This window comes from Salinibacter altiplanensis, assembly GCF_002894645.1.
In the GTDB taxonomy this organism is placed as follows: domain Bacteria; phylum Bacteroidota; class Rhodothermia; order Rhodothermales; family Salinibacteraceae; genus Salinibacter; species Salinibacter altiplanensis.
The window spans coordinates 241748-258669 of record NZ_NCQY01000009.1 but is presented as its reverse complement, the minus strand read 5'-3'; the positions used below and the strand labels follow the sequence as shown (position 1 = coordinate 258669).

The 16922-nt window shown below is 64.6% G+C and carries 12 protein-coding genes; 6 read left to right on the top strand and 6 right to left on the bottom strand.

Annotation, left to right across the window (positions count from 1 at the left end):
• Nucleotides 1–17: 17 nt before the first annotated feature.
• The 3 genes from metX (at nt 18) to B7R93_RS04395 (ending at nt 3314) form a co-directional block, all read left to right on the top strand.
• Nucleotides 18–1076, top strand: a complete 1059-nt coding sequence (gene metX / locus B7R93_RS04405) for a homoserine O-acetyltransferase MetX (protein WP_103019610.1) — start codon at nt 18–20, stop codon at nt 1074–1076.
• A 136-nt stretch (nt 1077–1212) separates the two neighbouring features.
• On the top strand, nt 1213–2160 hold the full coding sequence (locus B7R93_RS04400; protein ID WP_103019609.1) for an aspartate kinase: 948 nt from the start codon (nt 1213–1215) through the stop codon (nt 2158–2160).
• Between the two features lie 29 nt (nt 2161–2189).
• Nucleotides 2190–3314 carry a homoserine dehydrogenase family protein gene (locus B7R93_RS04395; protein WP_103019608.1) on the top strand — a complete coding sequence of 375 codons (1125 nt, stop codon included), beginning with the start codon at nt 2190–2192 and terminating at the stop codon, nt 3312–3314.
• Between the two features lie 185 nt (nt 3315–3499).
• Here the strand turns inward: B7R93_RS04395 and B7R93_RS04390 are convergent, their stop codons facing one another.
• The 6 genes from B7R93_RS04390 to B7R93_RS04360 all read right to left on the bottom strand — a co-directional run bounded on the left by B7R93_RS04390 (nt 3500) and on the right by B7R93_RS04360 (nt 13019).
• The gene (locus B7R93_RS04390) at nt 3500–7399 is read right to left on the bottom strand and encodes a hybrid sensor histidine kinase/response regulator (protein ID WP_232798005.1); all 3900 of its coding nucleotides are present in this window, start codon (nt 7397–7399) and stop codon (nt 3500–3502) included.
• Between the two features lie 652 nt (nt 7400–8051).
• Nucleotides 8052–8783: a succinate dehydrogenase iron-sulfur subunit gene (locus tag B7R93_RS04380; protein ID WP_103019605.1), complete on the bottom strand. Its 732-nt coding sequence runs from the start codon at nt 8781–8783 to the stop codon at nt 8052–8054.
• 86 nt (nt 8784–8869) lie between these two features.
• Complete coding sequence (sdhA, locus tag B7R93_RS04375; RefSeq protein WP_103019604.1) at nt 8870–10612, bottom strand: succinate dehydrogenase flavoprotein subunit; 1743 nt, start codon at nt 10610–10612, stop codon at nt 8870–8872.
• Between the two features lie 106 nt (nt 10613–10718).
• On the bottom strand, nt 10719–11171 hold the full coding sequence (locus B7R93_RS04370; RefSeq protein ID WP_103019603.1) for a succinate dehydrogenase hydrophobic membrane anchor subunit: 453 nt from the start codon (nt 11169–11171) through the stop codon (nt 10719–10721).
• A 54-nt stretch (nt 11172–11225) separates the two neighbouring features.
• A complete protein-coding gene (gene sdhC / locus B7R93_RS04365) occupies nt 11226–11687 on the bottom strand; it encodes a succinate dehydrogenase, cytochrome b556 subunit (RefSeq protein ID WP_103019602.1) in 462 nt (153 codons plus the stop codon).
• Between the two features lie 165 nt (nt 11688–11852).
• Nucleotides 11853–13019, bottom strand: coding sequence for a citrate synthase (locus B7R93_RS04360; RefSeq protein ID WP_103019859.1), 1167 nt, complete (start codon nt 13017–13019; stop codon nt 11853–11855).
• A gap of 832 nt (nt 13020–13851) precedes the next feature.
• Here B7R93_RS04360 and B7R93_RS04355 point away from each other — a divergent pair.
• The 3 genes from B7R93_RS04355 to B7R93_RS04345 all read left to right on the top strand — a co-directional run bounded on the left by B7R93_RS04355 (nt 13852) and on the right by B7R93_RS04345 (nt 16860).
• Nucleotides 13852–15633, top strand: coding sequence for an Rne/Rng family ribonuclease (locus B7R93_RS04355; protein WP_103019601.1), 1782 nt, complete (start codon nt 13852–13854; stop codon nt 15631–15633).
• Nucleotides 15634–15719: 86 nt separating this feature from the next.
• On the top strand, nt 15720–16007 hold the full coding sequence (locus B7R93_RS04350; RefSeq protein ID WP_103019600.1) for a hypothetical protein: 288 nt from the start codon (nt 15720–15722) through the stop codon (nt 16005–16007).
• A 7-nt stretch (nt 16008–16014) separates the two neighbouring features.
• Complete coding sequence (locus B7R93_RS04345; RefSeq protein WP_103019599.1) at nt 16015–16860, top strand: MBL fold metallo-hydrolase; 846 nt, start codon at nt 16015–16017, stop codon at nt 16858–16860.
• Nucleotides 16861–16922: the final 62 nt, after the last annotated feature.

Sequence of the window (16922 nt, the reverse complement as noted above, 5' to 3'; positions counted from 1 at the left end):
ATCTCCAATCCCCTCCGATGTCGCAGACGCTGACCATTTCAACATTCCCCCTCGAAGACGGCACAGTGCTGCGAGACGTGCCTGTGGCGTACCAGACGTGGGGAACGCTCAACGCGGCGGGCACCAACGCCGTCCTGGTGTGTCATGCCCTGACCGGCGACACGGACGTGGCTGACTGGTGGGGCGGGCTCCTGGGGCCCGGCCGTGCCCTCGACCCTACGGACGACTTCGTGGTGTGCCTGAACGTGCCGGGCTCCCCCTACGGCTCGGTGTCGCCGGTGACGACGAACCCGGACACCGGCGAGCGCTACGGGGCCGGCTTCCCGGCATTTACGACCCGTGACACGGTCCGCCTCCATCGGCGCGCGCTGGAGGCCCTCGGCGTGCAGCGGGTGGCGTGTGCCGTGGGCGGATCGATGGGGGGCATGCACGTGCTGGAGTGGGCCTTCGAGACCACCGACAGTGGGGCCCCGTTCGTGCGGTCGGTCGTGCCGGTCGCCGTGGGCGGGCGCCACACGGCCTGGCAGATTGGGTGGGGCGAGGCGCAGCGGCAGGCCATCTTTGCCGATTCGAAGTGGCGGGGCGGCCGCTACCCGCCGGACGATCCCCCGAAGAAGGGCCTCGCCACGGCCCGCATGATGGCGATGGTGTCGTATCGCTCCCATTCGTCCTTTGAGGGGCGCTTCGGCCGCGACGCGATGCCGGAGAAGGACGGCACGCCCTACGCCGTGGAGAGCTACCTCCACCATCACGGCGACACGCTCGTCGACCGCTTCGACGCACACTGCTACGTGGCCCTCACCCGGCAGATGGACACCCACGACGTGGCCCGTGGCCGCGGCGACTACGAAGCGGTGCTTCGGGGCATCGAACAGCCGAGCCTGATCGTGGGCATCGACTCGGACGTCCTGTACCCGCTGTCCGAGCAGGAGGAACTTGCGGAGCACCTGCCCGAGGCCACCTTGGAGGTGCTGTCGGCGCCGCACGGACACGACACGTTTCTCATCGAACTTGATGCCCTCAACGACCTCGTCTCGGCGTGGCGGGCAACCGTCCGCCCGTCCGTCGCGGCCTGAGGCGAGGCCCGGACGTGGACGACGGGTGGGGAGCGTCCCTTCTCCGGCAGGGCCACCGACCGTGCGGCAGCGTCCGCTGCGGCGTATCACGCGCTGTGCATCTACGCACCATTCATCCTGAGAGAAACAAACTCGCATGCCTGATCCCTCCGCGCCCACGTCCGAACACACAGCTCGCCCCGTCCGCGTCCTCAAGTTCGGTGGCACGTCGGTCGGCACCGCCGAGGGTGTGCGCAACGCGGTCCGCATTGTTTGCGCCGCCACCGAGGCGTGTCGGCCGGTCGTGGTGGTGTCCGCCGCGGCCGGTGTTACAAACGACCTTGTACGGGCCGCTGAGGAAGCCCAGGCCGACCCTGCGACCGCTGAGGCCTGGACACGGCGCGTGGGGCAGTGTTACCACACCCTTGCCGCCAACACCCTCACCGACGAGGAACTGCGGGCCCGCTACGCCACCGCCCTGCAGGCAGAACTTTCGGAGCTGCACCGCGCACTCCGAGAGAGGGCGGGGCCGAATGCCGCCGCGGCTCGTGACGCCGTGCTGGCCGCCGGCGAACGGCTGATGGTGCCGCTGCTGGCCGCTGCGCTCGACGCCCACGGACAGGTCTCTCAGAGTGTCGATGCAACGGCTCTCCTCTGCACCGACGCCGCGCACGGCGACGCGACGGTGCAGTGGGCCCCCACCCGTCGACGGGTGCGCGACTGGCATCGGTCCCGGGCCGACGGTGTCCCGATCGTTCCGGGCTTCGTCGGGGGGACGGCCGACGGCGTGACCACGACGCTCGGGCGAGGGGGGAGCGACCTGTCGGCGGCCGTTCTTGCCCGGGCGCTGGGCGCGGAACGGATGGAGCGCTGGACCGACGTGGACGGCCTGTATACCCGCGACCCAGACGAGCACGACGACGCGCGACCCCTCGAACGCATCGACTTCGATCAGGCCCGCACCTGGACGAAAACCGGACGGCTCGGGATGCACCCGTGCACACTCGACCCGCTGATCGACGCTGGAATTCCACTCCGTGTCCGATGCACGCACCGTCCCGAGGTCCCCGGAACCCGGATCGTGCCTGCCCCGATGCTCGCTTAGAGATGCCTCTTCATGTACACGCCCAACCGATGACCCCTCATTCGTCTTCACTCGCTTCTCCAGTCGCTGAATCAAAGTCCTCATCTCCTTCTCCGACCCACGTGTACGTGGCGGGCATGGGGGACATTGGGACCGCGTTGGTGCAACAGATCCATGCCCGAGGGGAAGACGGGCACGCCCTTTGTCTCATTGGCGCCTGTACGACGCGCCGCGCCGCCTGGGTCGCCCCCGATTGCGGCCCGGAGGCCCTGCTCGGCGAGATGGAAGAGGCCGCACCGCCCGACTGGTCCGCCATCATAGATCGTCTCACACAGGAGGCGCCACGCCCCCTTGTCTTCGTCGACGCCACTGGTGCGCCCGACGTGGCGGCCCGCTACGAGACGCTCCTCCAGGCAGGGATTCACGTCGTCACGCCGAGCAAGCTCGCCAACACGAGATCGCAGGCCGCCTTCGATCGGTTGCGGGCCGTCGCGGCGGACGCGGGCGTGCAGTATCGCTACGAGACGACCGTTGGGGCGGGCCTGCCCGTGGTGCAGACCGTCCGGACCCTCGTTGCCACCGGGGACCGTGTGCGCTCAATCCGTGGGGTCGTGTCTGGCACGTTGACCTTCCTGTTCAGTACACTGCGAGACGGATGTTCCTTCAGTGAAGCAGTGCAGGCGGCCGTTGATCGCGGCTACGCCGAACCCGATGTACGCGACGACCTCTCGGGGAACGATGTGGCGCGCAAGTTCCTGATCCTCGCGCGTACCGCCGGCTACGCCATCGAGCCCTCGGACGTGCAGGTCGAATCGCTGGTGCCGGATGCACTCGCTGAGTCCCCCCGCGATGACTTCCTTCGCCGCCTTTCCGGGGTCGATGCGCGCTGGCAGGAGCGGCAGGCGACCGCGGCGGCCGAGGACGCGGTGCTTCAGTACGTGGGCCACTTTTCGTCGGAGGGCATTGAGGGGGGGCTCGAACTCGTGCCGGACAGCACGGCCGTTGGACAGTTGGGGGCGCAGGAAAATCTGTTCGAGATTACGACAGATCGGTACGCCGACGTGCCCCTCGTCGTGCGCGGGCCGGGGGCGGGCCCGTCCGTGACGGCGGCGGGTGTGCTTGCCGACGTGCTCAAGATAGCTCGGGGAGCGTGCCCATCATCGCTCCCGGCCTAGAGGGTGCCCCGCGTGGGGAAGGAGCGACGAAGCCAACCCGAGTGTGGAGGGGCCTGCGCCGCCTCCGGCTGCTCTTTGTCTCCCGTTCCCTTCCGTGCTTCAGTGGTGCAGCCATTCTGGATGCCGCGGGGCATCGAGGGGTGTTTGTGCCATTTGACACCGGCCCGGCCCCCCAGCGCTAGTGCCTACGCGTCGGGCGTGGCCTGGTCCTCGACCCGGGGCGTCGTCCTCGGCGGCTCGTCAGGGGGGAGGACTCCGGCCAAGTCGTCTCTCCGGATTGGTTTGCTGAGAAAGGCGTCCATCCCTGCGTCCAGGCAGCGCCTGCGGTCCTCCTTCGTGGCAGAGGCCGTGAGGGCCACGACGTACGGCTGCTTCCCCGGTAGGTCTTCGTTCCGCAGGCGCCGCGTCACTTCTAGCCCGTCCATCTCCGGCATCTGCACGTCCATCAAAATGACGTCGTAGGTCTGTTCGCGGACGGCCTCCAGGGCCTCCATTCCGTCGGGGGCGGTGTGAATCTCATGGCCCATTTTCGTCAATAGCTGTGTCGTCATTTCCCGGTTTACGGCATTGTCTTCCGCAAGGAGCACACGGTGGGACGAGGCGGTGGGGGAGGATGGAGTGTCCTCGGTGCTCGGGGCGGTGTCCTCGTGGACGGACAGCAGCCCAGTCAGCGTGTCGTAGAGGCTCGACTGCTTGATGGGTTTGTGGAGCCGAGAGGTGGGCTCTGCGAGGCCGGACGACGCGGCCTGTGCAGGGCTGAGGAGGACGACCGGAAGAGACGTATCGGCCGATTGCTCTCGAATCTGGGCCGCCAGGGCAGATCCGCTCGTCGTCGGCAGTTGCTCGTCCACCAGGGCCACCTCGTAGGGGGCCTCTGCGTCCAACTCCTGGAGCGCCTCAGTCCCCGACGCGAAGACGGTGGCGTTCATTCCCCACCTCTCCGTCTGCTGCTGGAGAAGTGCACGATCGGTCTCGTTGGGGGCGACAATGAGGACCGGCACGCCCTCCACGGCTGGGGAAGGGCCAGTGGGGGCCCCATCTTCGTCGGTCTGCGTGCCCTTTTCTGCCTCAATCGTAAAGTGGAACGTGGACCCTTCGCCAACCTCACTCTCGACCCACATTTCTCCCCCCATCGCCTCTGCCAACCGCTGGGAAATGGAGAGGCCGAGCCCAGTGCCTCCGTGCTCTCGGCTCTTCGACGCGTCGGCCTGGCTGAACGACTCGAAGAGCCGGTCGCACTCCTCCTCCGGGATGCCAATGCCGGTGTCCTGCACACAAAAGTGAATCTCATATTTTCCGTCCGGCGCAGAGGGGGAGGACGCTACCTGTACCCGAAGTGTGATTTCCCCGTCCTCGGTGAACTTGGCCGCGTTGGACAGCAGGTTGAGAAGAATTTGGTGGAGCCGGGTTCGGTCGCTGTGGATGACCGAAGGGACCGCCGAGTCAATCAGGTAGGTCAGCTCGAGTCCCTTCTCGGCGACCCTTGCGGCAAGCGGATCCAGAGCGTCCTCCACGCAGGTCTGTAGGCGAACGGGCGTCTCCTCTAGCTCCGTCTCGCCCGCCTCCAGCTTCGAAAAATTGAGGATGTCGTCAATAATCGACAGGAGTGTAGTGCCGCTGCCCTGGATCGCGTCGACGAACTGCTGCTGCTCGGTCGTCAGTTCGGTGTCGGAAAGGAGATCGGCAAAGCCGATGACGCCGTTCATCGGTGTGCGGATCTCGTGGCTCATGTTCGCCAGAAACTTGCTTTTGGCCTTCGAGGCCGCAAGCGCCTCTTCCTGAGCGTCCTTGAGCTGACGGGTGCGCTGTGCGACCTTTCGCTCCAGTCGGCGCTTTCGCTTCTCCAAGATCCGGGTGCGCCAGCGAATGGCTCCTGCGACGAGCCCGATAAAGCCGAGGGCCGACAGGAGGTAAAACCATGTGGTTCGCCAGAAGGGAGGCGTGATGGCAAAAGAGTAGGCCTCCACAGGCCCCCACACGTTGTTGCTGTTGGCTGCCTTGACCTGAAAGGTATACGAGCCGGGCGGTAGGTTGGAGTAGGTGGCCCGCCGTCGCTCCGTGGGCCGCGACCATCTCTCGTCGAGTCCTTCCAGGCGGTACTTGTACGTGACCTGATCAGGAACGGTGTGATTGATGCCGACGAAGCGAAAAATGAGATGATCCTTGTCGTACGGAAGCGACAGGTTCGTTGGAAGCTGTTCCCAGGGGGTGGTGCCGTCGGCGTACTGGCCCCAGTCCAGATCCTCAGGGTACAGCTGGACATTGGTCAGGTGTGCCTTGGGCGGCGCAGGCTGCCCCAAATCCTCGCTGGGATTGTAGCGCACGAGGCCGTCGCTCGTCCCGAACCAGAGCCTGCCGTTGTCGTCCTCGTAGGTTGCGTGCTCGGCCGCCACCCCGCCCCGAAGGTGGATGTCTTTGTCGTACGATCGAACCGACACCTCTCCGGTCTGGTGGTACGTGCGTACATCGATCCGATTGAATCCGCCCCCATTTCCGACCCAGAGGTTGTCTCGTCGGTCAAGATGGAGATTGACCGAGGTCGTGCCGTTGAGTCCGTCGTCGTCGGTGATGTGGTGGAGCGAGTCCGCCCGTCCCTGCTGCGGAGGGGGATGGACGAAAACGCCTCGCTGCGTGCCGATCCAGAGGTATCCCTTCCTGTCAACCTCCAGGCTCAACACCCCCCCGAGGTCCGCGTCCTCCACCGCTGGGGTGGGGTGGAACGACTCGCCATCGAAGCGGGCTGCGCCCTTGCCGGCCCACACCTGGCCCGTGCTATCGATCGCCATGCTCCGGGCCTGATTGCTCGTCAGCCCATCGGCGGTCGTGAAGCGCGTAAAGCCGGAGCCGTCGTGGCGGAGGAGTCCACGCTCGGTGGTCGTGAACCAGAGGGTGCCGTCAGGGGCCTCCGCGATGCCGGTCACTGTGCCGACGGGATCGCCCTCGACCCGGTCGTACGAGGTGTAGGTCTCTCCGTCGTACCGAAAGAGCGTCGACCGGGCTGCCACCCACAGAACGTCGTCCTGTGTCCAGTGGACCGAGATCAGCTCCTGTTGCAGCTGGTCGTTGGGGCCCGGGACGTCGGTAAACGTGGTGCCGTCGTAGCGGCTCAGCCCGTCGTGGGTCGCAACCCACAGGTTCCCGTTTGGCCCCTCGTCGATCTCCCAGGAAACTCCTTCTGGCAGACCCTCGGCGGTGGAGAAGTGGTCGAAGGGCGTGTGGGGGTACTTGTAGAGGCCGTCCGAATCGGTTGTGACCCAGACATTCTGCTCCCGGTCCTCAAAGAGGCCCTGAACGGAGACGCCCTCGACGGCGGTGGGCCGGAGCCGGCCGCTCTGCCAGCGGTAGAGGCCGGTTCGGGTTCCAAGCCAGAGAGACCGGCCCGCCGAGTCCAGGATCGACAGCACGTCCCGGTCGGACGTCCCGGGGAGCTGCTCGAAGCGGGACCCATCGCGCCGAAACAGCCCCTGCTCCGTCTCAACCCAGAGGCGGCCGCTTGGGGAGGTGGCGAGGGTCGTCACCGCTGCGGTGTCGAGGTCTGCCACGGACAGGGCGGTGAGCGTGGAGTCGGTGTACCGGTACAGGCCGTCGCTCGTCCCCACCCAGAGCGTGTCGCCTCGGCTGGCGAGGCTGCCGGGGTGAAGGCTTTGAAGGCGATCCGGGGCCACGGCACGTAAGGCCTCCCCGTCGTGGGCGTACACGTCATCGGACGTTCCGACCCAGACCGGTCTCCCATTCTTTCCGCCGACGATCGACTGGATGTCGTTCTGGGCGAGTGGGCTGTTCTCGGTCGTAAACGTTTCTATCCTTTGCCCGTCGTAGCGCGCCAGGCCATTGAGTGTCCCGATCCAGATCCTTCCGGCGGAGTCGGCGTGGAGCGTCGTCGTCAGGTTGTCGGGAAGCCCGTCCTCAATCGTGAGTTGCTTGAACTCCTGACCGTCAAATCGGGCGACTCCTCCACTGTACAGGCCCAACCACAGGTACCCTCTCGGTCCCTGTAGTCCATCAAACACCTGCATCTCCGGCAGGCCGTCTTCTGTGTCGTACGTAGTAACGCGCTGGTCCTGGGCCATCACAGGACCGGCCATGAAAAGAGCGCCCCCGACGGCCGCACATGCTAGGAGAGCTCGGAGGCTTCTCAAGGCAATATGTTGCATCCGTAGGAAGTGATTGCCTCGGTGTACGGTGAAGGAGGGCCTGTACAAGACCCTTGAGTACAAAGAAGTCCTCCCGAAGGTGTACTTTGATTCCAATGTACATCACCACACAAACATAAAACCAGATCTGTATTTGGGACAAAAATATTGATCAATATTTGTAAAAGAACGATATCCAAGAAGAAAATGGAGATCGATAGCACCTCCGTCGGTCCTTTCTTAGCTGTGGAGGGCATGCGTTTCGCTGTGAACTGCTCCGCAGCCTTCACTGAGCGGACGGTGCTCTACGACGTGATGCACAATCGTACCCTCCACGTGGAGATTTTCCACATGAGATTCTTTTCCGTGCGGGCTTTTCGGACGACTGGTGCCGATGTGCATGCCCTGTTGCTTGGAGAAAGGATGCCCTGGACGAATCGGTTCCCGACGTACATCCGGTGCCCAAGATGTGGGGGGCTCCAGGGGACACCAAACGGTACGAGGAAGCACAGGCACAAAGACATCCCCCTGCTCCAAGAACGAACAGGGGGCTTCGATGGGGGCGATACCCGACAGGAATGGGGAAAGAGGGGGAGCCGGTCGACTACGCTTTGGTAGACGCCTGGGACGTCGCGGCGCGGCGCTTCAGGGCCGAGAGCCAACGCGTGATGTCGATGTCCTTCGGGCAGGCCTCGTTGCAGTTGAAGATGGTGTAGCACTTCCAGAGGCCGTCGGGCGAGTCGACCACATCGAGGCGCTCCTCCGCGCCGTCGTCGCGACTGTCGAAGGTGTAGCGGTATGCCTTCAGCATGGCCGCGGGGCCGAGGTAGTCCGGATCGGCCCACGTGGAGGGACAGGCGTGGGTGCAGGCCCCGCACATGATGCACTTCGTGGCGTCCTCAATCATGGCGTGCTCCTCGGGGCTCTGCTCCCGCTCCCGCTCCGGGGCCGGTCCGTCGGTGATGAGCCAGGGCTTCACCTCCCGGTACTTTTCGAAGAAGCGGCTCTGGTCGATGATGAGGTCCTTGACCACCGGGGCAGAGGGGAGTGGGGCGTACGTGATCGTGTCGCCGTCTCCGTCTACCAGGTCTTGTACCAGTACCGAGCAGGCGAGCTTGTTCTCGCCGTTGATCTGCATGGCGTCGGACCCGCAGATGCCGTGCGCGCAGCTCTTGCGCAGCGAGAGGGTGCCGTCGATGTGCCACTTCACGTGGAGCAGAAGTGACAGGGCGCTGTCGAGCGGGTCGGCCGGCACCTCATACGACTCCCAGTGCGGCCCGTCGTCGTCTTCGGGATTGTAGCGTTTGATTTCAATGTTGAGCTGCATCTCAGCCATAAGTCCAGAAGCGCTGTGCGTGTGGAGACAGCTGTGAAAACGGAGCGTGGCCCTGGATCTCCAGGGCCCGTATGGGGGCGGGTCCCCTAGTAGCTTCGCTCCTTCGGCTCGAACCGGGTGATGACGACCTCCTTGTCGTCAAACTCGTAGTTGCCGTTGCCGTCGCTGTGAAAGAGGGTGTGTTTGAGCCAGTCCTCATCGTTGCGCTCCTCGTAGTCTTCGCGGGAGTGGGCCCCCCGGCTCTCTGTCCGGTTGCGGGCACCGCCGGCGATGGCCTCGGCGTAGTCGACCATGAAGCCCACTTCCACCGCGTCCATCAGGTCCGTGTTGAACCGCTTGCTCTTGTCGTCCACGACCACGTTTTTCGCGCGCTTCCGAAGGCCCTGGAGGTCGTTGAGGGCCGTGGAGAGCGTGTCGTCATTGCGGAAGACCGAGACGTTCTCCATCATGGTCTCTTGCAGTTCGCTCCGCACGTTCACGATGGGTTCGCCCTCGTCGCGGGTGTTGGAGAGCAAGTCGTCGAGCATGGTGCGCGTGTCGTCTTCAGGCGTCTCGGGCAGCGGGGCGTAGTCCTTGCCCTGGCGCACCTGCTTGGCCATTTCAATGCCGGTGCGGCGGCCCATTACCACGAGCTCCAGCAGGGCGTTGGTGCCGAGGCGGTTGGCGCCGTGGATGCTCACGCAGGCACACTCGCCCACGGCATAAAGCCCTGGCACATACTCGCCCCGTTCCCCCATCTCCACGTGGCCGTCCTCGTTGGCCGGGATTCCGCCCATCGCGTAGTGACAGGTGGGCACGACCGGAATGGGCTCCTCCTTCGGGTCCACGCCCATGTAGGTCCGCGAGAACTCGGTGACCTCTGGCAGTTTTTTATCGAGGATTGCGTTGTCGAGGTGAGTGAGGTCAAGGTGCACGTAGTTTTCGCCCTGCACGCCCCGTCCCTCACGGATCTCCTGGTAGATGCACTGACTCACGAGATCGCGCGGGGCGAGGTCCTTCACCGTCGGCGCGTAGCGCTCCATGAAGCGCTCTCCGTCGCTGTTGCGCAGGATGCCGCCCTCCCCGCGTGCGCCCTCCGTGATGAGAATCCCGAGGCGATAGAGGCCGGTCGGGTGGAACTGCACGAACTCCATGTCCTCCAGGGGGATGCCGTTGCGCAGCATGATGCCCATGCCGTCGCCCGTGCCGGCGTGGGCGTTGGAGGTGGTCTCGAAGGCGCGGCCGTAGCCGCCGGTCGCGAAGCACACCTGCTTGGCGTGGAAGGTGTGGATTTCGCCGGTGAGGATCTCGTAGGCCACCACGCCGGCACACTCTCCGTCCTCCGTCATGATGAGGTCCAGCACCTGAAACTCATCGTAGAACCGGACCCCCTGCTTCGTGCACTGGTCATAGAGGGTGTGCAGGATTGTGTGGCCGGTGCGGTCGGCGGCGTGGCAGGAGCGCTTGACCGGTGCCTCCCCGAAGTTGCGCGTGTGCCCCCCGAACCGCCGCTGCGAGATCGTGCCTTCCTCGTTGCGGCTGAAGGGCACCCCGTAGTGCTCGAGCTCCACGATCGTGCGGGGGGCGTCCTTGCAGAGCGCCTCGATCGCGTCCTGGTCGCCGACGTAATCGCTGCCCTTGACCGTGTCGAAGGCGTGCCAGAGCCAGTGGTCCTCCTCCTCGTTGCCGAGGGACGCGGCGATGCCGCCCTGGGCCGCCCCCGTGTGGGATCGGAGGGGATGCAGCTTCGAGACCACTCCCACGTCGGCCCCGCCCTCGCGGGCATAGAGGGCGGCCATCAGGCCAGATCCGCCCGCTCCAACAACGACAACATCGTGCTCAAAAGTCATGGTGCGTAGATGCGTATTGCGTGCTGCGTATTGCGTAGATGCGTAAGCGTACTGCGTGCGAGGAGAGCTACCTCCCCAAAGACGCAATACGAAATACGCACGTCCTTTACCACCCGGCCGTGATCACCGAGTACATCCCGATGATGAGCAGGCCGAGGGCCACGGTCCAAGACAGCGTACGGGCAATAAGGCGCCCCATGGGGGCACGGATGTAGTCCGTCATCACGTTGTTCAGGCCGTAGAAGCCGTGATGGAGCGCCACCACGAGGAACAGAATGTTGAATCCCTTCCACAGTACCGCGTAGACCGGATCGGCCAGGCGCTGCATCACCACTTGGTACGGGGTGGCCGCAGCGTCCGGTCCCAAGCGGGCCCGCACGCCCTCCTTCGCTTCGTCGGGGTAGTCCGGCATCTCATTTTTCTCCGTGACGACCTCGTGGGTGACCGAGGCAGCCTGGTGGTCGTAGTGCTGCACCCAGAAGTGGGTGATCAGCATAAAGATGAGAAACGTGCCGGTGATGCGATGCAGAAACCAGTTCAGCGCGTTGGTCTGAGCCATGGCAGGAAGGAGCCTAGGGGTGAGCCGGTGGGGGAAGAGGCACGCCGGGAGACGCTAGAGGAAGAGGGTCGGCATTGAGCCGGGCCCGAGAAGCCACTCGCCGAGGGCGTAGATGGAGGGCCAACCGCCCACCGCGATGATCACGGCCGTAACGCCTCCCAGTGTCCAGAACAGCTTCTTCTGCTTCGGGCTCCACCCCAGGAAGTCGATGAGGACGAGTCGAAGGCCATTCATTGCGTGGTAGGCCACGGCCACCAGGAGGGCAAACTCGCCGACCTTGAAGATGGGACTGTGGTACTTCGCAATGAGTGCGTTGAAGGTCTCCGGGTCCGTCAGTGCGGTGAGGCCCCAGATGTGGACAATGAGGTACACGACCAGCCCCACGCCGGTGAGGCGGTGCATCATCCACGCAAACATGCCGGTCCGGATGCGGTAGGACTGAAATCGCCCCTCCTGTTCGGCGGAGGCATCCGTCTGTTGGGGCGCCGAAGGGCGTTCCTTGGTGTCAACGGCCATGGGCCTGGAAGGGATTGTGACGTGGCAAAACAGTCGGGAGACCAAGAGCACACGTGCCGCGTTGCGCTCCGTTCCGCACGGAGGCACCCGTGTCAAGAATCAAAATGGGGGGAAAGAGGCAGAGGTTTCGGGGACCGACGATTCACTTCGGCCCCCGAGCAGTCCCTACCGTTCCTCGATGGGGGTCACGGTTCGGTCGTGCGCCCCCACGTACTGGGCACGCGGCCGGATGAGGCGGTTGTCGGCCCACTGCTCCAGAAGGTGGGCCGTCCAGCCCGCCGTGCGGCTCAGCGAAAAGATGGTCGTGAAGAGGTCGGGGGCGAGCCCAAGCTGGTAGTAGGTCGGGCCGCTGAAGAAGTCCACATTCGGATCGATGCCCGTTTCCTCCTTCATCGTCTCGTGGATTTTCGTGGTGTACTCGTACCACTTCATGTCGCCGGCCTCCTCACTGAGCTCCTTCACCATGGTGCGGAGGATGGCGGCGCGGGGGTCCATGGTGTTGTAGACGCGGTGGCCGAAGCCCATCACGCGCTCGTTGGCGTCGAGGCGATCCTGCACGTACGGGCCCGGGTCTGCCCCCTTCTCGTCAATGTCGATCAGCATGCGCATGACCTCCTGGTTGGCCCCGCCGTGCAGCGGGCCCTTGAGGGCGCCGATCGATCCGGCGACCGCCGAATACATGTCCGAAAGGGTAGACCCGATGACGCGGCTGGTGAACGTGGAGGCGTTCAGGCCGTGGTCGGCGTGTAGCACGAGGCACACGTCGAAGGTCTCCTCGGCGGCCGTGCCGGGCTCCTCTCCGTTCAGCATGTAGAGGAAGTTGTGGGCCATCGACCCGTGGTCGAGTGGGGCGACGGGCTCCTCGCCCTTCCGCAGGCGGTCAAACGCCGCGATGATGGTCGGGATTTGGGCAAGAATGCGGTCGGCCGTGCGGTGGTTGGCGGCCTCGTTCCCCGCGTCCTCCTCCTCGTCGTAGAGGGCGAGGGCGGACACCGCCGTGCGGAGAACCGCCATGGGATGGGCGCTCGTGGGCGTGTCCCGCAGGAGGTCCAGGATGGGGGCTGGGAGCGCCCGCTCGCTGCGCAGGTGCTCGGAAAAGTCGTCGAGCTCGGCCTGGGTCGGGAGCTCGCCGTGGCGGAGGAGGTACACGACCTCCTCAAACGAGGCGTGGTCGGCGAGGTCGTGGATGTCGTAGCCGCGGTAGATGAGCTGGCCTTCATCTCCATCAATCGAGGACAGCTCCGATTCAAGAGCAATGACCCCTTCAAGCCCCCGAGCCTTGATGGGGGCCTTGTCGGGTGTCAGCTCCGTTACAGATTCTTGATCAGCCATGTCGAAGAACGTGTATGTGAAAGCCGAAGTGAAGTGGGAAAGCGTGACCGTCGTGGTCACAATGGCACCGGTGGCGGCGAGGAGCGCTCAAGAGAATGACGCAGGAGAGCCGCGCCCGGGAAACGAACGTCCTCTCGGGAACGCATTTGCAAAAGGCCCAAAGGGAGCCCCCCCAGTACGGAGAACTCTCCATCATGGGGTTGTACGTGACGCCGAAGGGTTACATATGGGAAAAGTCATTATACAAATGACGGCGCGAGGACCCCACGAATTTTGATTTAAGGGGGTGATTAGGCCTCATATGAGGGACTTGGCTCCCCTTTGGGATCATTCGGGACGGAAAGACAATATCCCTTAGTGATATTCAGCATTCGCGGAAAACACCTCTGTGAGTGCCAAGGATGCAAGCGTGCCCGTGGGCGGCCGGACGTAGAAGTGCGGCTCACGGGTCGAGCCCGGGGACGAAGACGCGTAGGCCGATCGCTCTGCACAGCAGATGCGCGGTCTGTGCCCCGTCGCGGTCCCCGTTCGGGCTCCGTCCGCTGACCAGCATCCCATTCTATGCGGCTGTGTCCTGGCGCAGAGAGACAGCCCCCGTTCGAACCCATTGCTCACGAGTCACCAATCCGTGCCCGAGCACTCGGTGCCGGTTCAGGGCCTGCGGGCGTGTCGCACAGCGGCGCCCCGCAGCCGGTCGTGTATCCCCGGCCCACCCTGATGGCAGTTCCGTTCGGTTCCTTCGCCGTTGTTTCGCTTGTACTGATGTCGCGAAGATTCCGTTGGACCCACACCCGCCAGCCGGCACAGGGGCAGGCACACCCCGACCCCACATATGTCCAAAGAAATTGTTTTCAACGTCGGCAAAGAGCAGACGCGCATCGCCATCGTCGAAGATGGCAAGCTCGCGGAGCTCTACATTGAAAATGCCGAGCACAAACGCACGATCGGCAACTTGTATCTCGGGCAGATCCGAAAGGTAATGCCCAGCATCCAGGCCGCCTTCGTGGACATTGGCCAGGAGCAGGATGCCTTCCTCCACTTCTCGGACCTGTCCGACAACCTGCCGTACCTGCTCGACTTCCTCGGGCTTGAGACGCCAAAGGCAGAGGCGATCGATGTGCCCAGGGGCAAGAAGGACTGGGACAAGCGCCCGTCCGACATCCTTAACCGCGGGCAGACGATCCTCGTCCAGGTTACCAAAGAGCCCATCTCGAACAAGGGCAGCCGCATCTCCACGGACATCTCGCTCGCAGGGCGCTTCCTCGTGCTGGTGCCCCTCCAAAACTACGTGGCCGTCTCCCGCAAGATTACCAGCGACGAAGAGCGCCGCCGTCTTGAGTCCCTGGCCAGCAGCCTCGTTCCCGACGGCGTGGGGGTCATCGTCCGCACCGTGGCCCAGGATCGAGACGCCAAGTCACTGGACAAGGACATGAAGCTGTTGATGGAACGGTGGCGTCGTGTGGAGACGCGCCTGAAGGACAAGCCGAGCCCCCCGGAGCTCGTGCACAAAGATGTAGACATGGCCTCTTCCATCGTGCGCGATGAGTTTTCGGAGGAGTACGACCGGATTTTGGTCGATCATGAGAGGCTACACAACAGCATCCAGAGTTATGTGCGGGCCGTGGGGCCGCAGCTGGTAGACCGGGTAGAGCTGCACGAAGGCACCCAGCCGGTCTTCGAGTCGGTGGGCATCCGGCACGGGGCCGACCGTGCGTTCAAGGACCGTGTGGAGCTGCCATCCGGCGGCTACCTCTTCATCGAAAAGACCGAGGCGATGCATGTGGTCGATGTAAACTCGGGTCGTTCCGGAAAGGGCAAGTCGCAGGCGGAAAACTCGCTCAACGTCAACCTGGAGGCCGCCCGCGTGATTGCCCGACAGATTCGGCTCCGTGACCTGGGTGGCATTATCGTCGTCGACTTCATCGACCTGCGGGACGAGGGTGACAAGAAGAAGGTCTACAATGAGATCAAAAAGGGCTTCGAAGAGGACCGGGCGGTGACGAAGGTGCTGCCGATGAGCGACTTTGGACTGGTCGAGATCACCCGCCAGCGGCTCCGGCCCAGCATCACGACGACCTTCGCGTCGGCCAACGGGACGCCGTCCGACGACGGCGACAATGGGGCCGACCCCAAAGAGCTGCGCCAGGCCGAGCGCAAAATTCAGAGCTTGGAGAAGGAAGTGGAGAAGCGGGAACAGGAGGTCGAGCGCCTGCGGGACGAAGAGGACACCCCGGATGAGGAAATGAGGGCCCTGCGGCAAAAAATCCAGACGCTCGAAGACAAGCTAGAGGCGGCACGGGCCCAGCAGGCGACGGGGGACACGGAGCCCCGCTCGGCCTCGTCGGACGAGCCTACAGAGACCGACGCCGTCCCCGACGAACTCGTCGAGGACATCGAGCAGTGGCTCGTGGCGCACAGCGACACCCACCGTGCCGTCACGCTCCGGGTGCATCCCTTCGTGGCGGCGTTTCTGCGACGGCCTGTGCCCACGCACGCCACTCGCTGGTTTATGGAGCACCTCGTGCGTGTGCACGTGGAGGAAGACGCAGCGGTGCCGCCGCACAGCTTCCGGATGATGGATGCGTCCGGCGAGCCCCTCTCGGAGTCGCCGTAGTCAGGAACGGGCGCGAGGGAAACAACTGGGGGATCGCCCGAGATGAAATGGAGACGTATTTCTCGACTGGGGTGTGACAGTGCAGCATGGATACCACTGCGATTATTGACGAGCTGGAAGGCGTTGCGGGTCGGCTGGGGATTGAGGTGCGGGCCGAGCCTGGCAACTTCCGCGGGGGGCGCTGTGTCGTGGAGGGGAAGGAGGTGATCATGATCAACACGAACGACCTTCCGGAGACGCAGCTGGTGGTGTTGGCCGAGGCCCTGCGGGACGCCCCACTCGATACCATCTATTTAAAGCCGGCGGTGCGCCGGGCCCTCGAAGAAGCCTGGCCCGAAGACGCGTCGGCGGCCCGAGCCTCTCATGGCAACTAGCCCCAGCGTGTCCACAGACGTTCCGCCGGCCGACCGTCACGCCCGTACGCCCCCTGTCACCGTCACCTTGCTGGGGACGGGCACCTCCACCGGCGTGCCCGTCCTCGGGTGCGACTGTGAGGTGTGCACCTCTCCCGATCCGCGCGACACGCGCACCCGGTGTGCCTGCTACATTGAGGTGGGCGACATGGGCCTTCTGATCGACACGGGGCCGGACTTCCGAACGCAGGCGCTGCGCGAGGACATCGGTCGCATCGACGCCGTCTGCTACACCCATTACCACTTCGACCACGTCGTGGGCCTCGACGACCTGCGGCCCTATTTTCGGGACAACCGGCGCGTGATGCCGTGCTACGCGCACGCCGACACCGCCGCGGTGCTCCGGCGCAACTACGACTACGTCTTCGGCGTGGACCCGTACCCGGGCGCCGCGAACCTGGAGATGAAGGTTGTGGACGCCCCGTTCCGCGTGCCAAGCCGGACCGATGAGGAGACCTCGGTGCCCGTCGATCCGATTCCACTGATGCATGGTACCGTGTCGGTCTACGGCTATCGCCTCGGCCGCTTCGCGTACCTGACGGACGCGAGCACCATCCCCGAGGCGAGCTTTGAGCAGCTGCAGGGCATCGACACGCTCGTTCTGGACGGCCTTCGCCCTCGATCGCACCCCACCCACTTCTCGTTCGAGGAAGCGGTGGCCGCCGCCCGCCGCATCGGGGCACGGGAGACGTACCTCGTCCACATGACCCACGACGTGCGCCATGCCGAGGCGGAGGCGGCCCTCCCCGACGACGTCCACCTTGCCCACGACGGACTCACCCTGGAGGTGCCGGCGTACGATGCCGCCAAATAGAGAAAACAAAAACCCCCGACCAGCGGTGTGCTGGACGAGGGGCAGTGATGGACTGATGTAGA

Bases quoted from the DNA above. Each gene is read 5' to 3' on its own strand.
- metX (WP_103019610.1), top strand. From the start codon at position 18: ATGTCGCAGACGCTGACCATTTCAACATTCCCCCTCGAAGACGGCACA.
- B7R93_RS04400 (WP_103019609.1), top strand. From the start codon at position 1,213: ATGCCTGATCCCTCCGCGCCCACGTCCGAACACACAGCTCGCCCCGTC.
- B7R93_RS04395 (WP_103019608.1), top strand. From the start codon at position 2,190: ATGACCCCTCATTCGTCTTCACTCGCTTCTCCAGTCGCTGAATCAAAG.
- B7R93_RS04390 (WP_232798005.1), bottom strand. From the start codon at position 7,399: ATGGCCGGTCCTGTGATGGCCCAGGACCAGCGCGTTACTACGTACGAC.
- B7R93_RS04380 (WP_103019605.1), bottom strand. From the start codon at position 8,783: ATGGCTGAGATGCAGCTCAACATTGAAATCAAACGCTACAATCCCGAA.
- sdhA (WP_103019604.1), bottom strand. From the start codon at position 10,612: ATGACTTTTGAGCACGATGTTGTCGTTGTTGGAGCGGGCGGATCTGGC.
- B7R93_RS04370 (WP_103019603.1), bottom strand. From the start codon at position 11,171: ATGGCTCAGACCAACGCGCTGAACTGGTTTCTGCATCGCATCACCGGC.
- sdhC (WP_103019602.1), bottom strand. From the start codon at position 11,687: ATGGCCGTTGACACCAAGGAACGCCCTTCGGCGCCCCAACAGACGGAT.
- B7R93_RS04360 (WP_103019859.1), bottom strand. From the start codon at position 13,019: ATGGCTGATCAAGAATCTGTAACGGAGCTGACACCCGACAAGGCCCCC.
- B7R93_RS04355 (WP_103019601.1), top strand. From the start codon at position 13,852: ATGTCCAAAGAAATTGTTTTCAACGTCGGCAAAGAGCAGACGCGCATC.
- B7R93_RS04350 (WP_103019600.1), top strand. From the start codon at position 15,720: ATGGATACCACTGCGATTATTGACGAGCTGGAAGGCGTTGCGGGTCGG.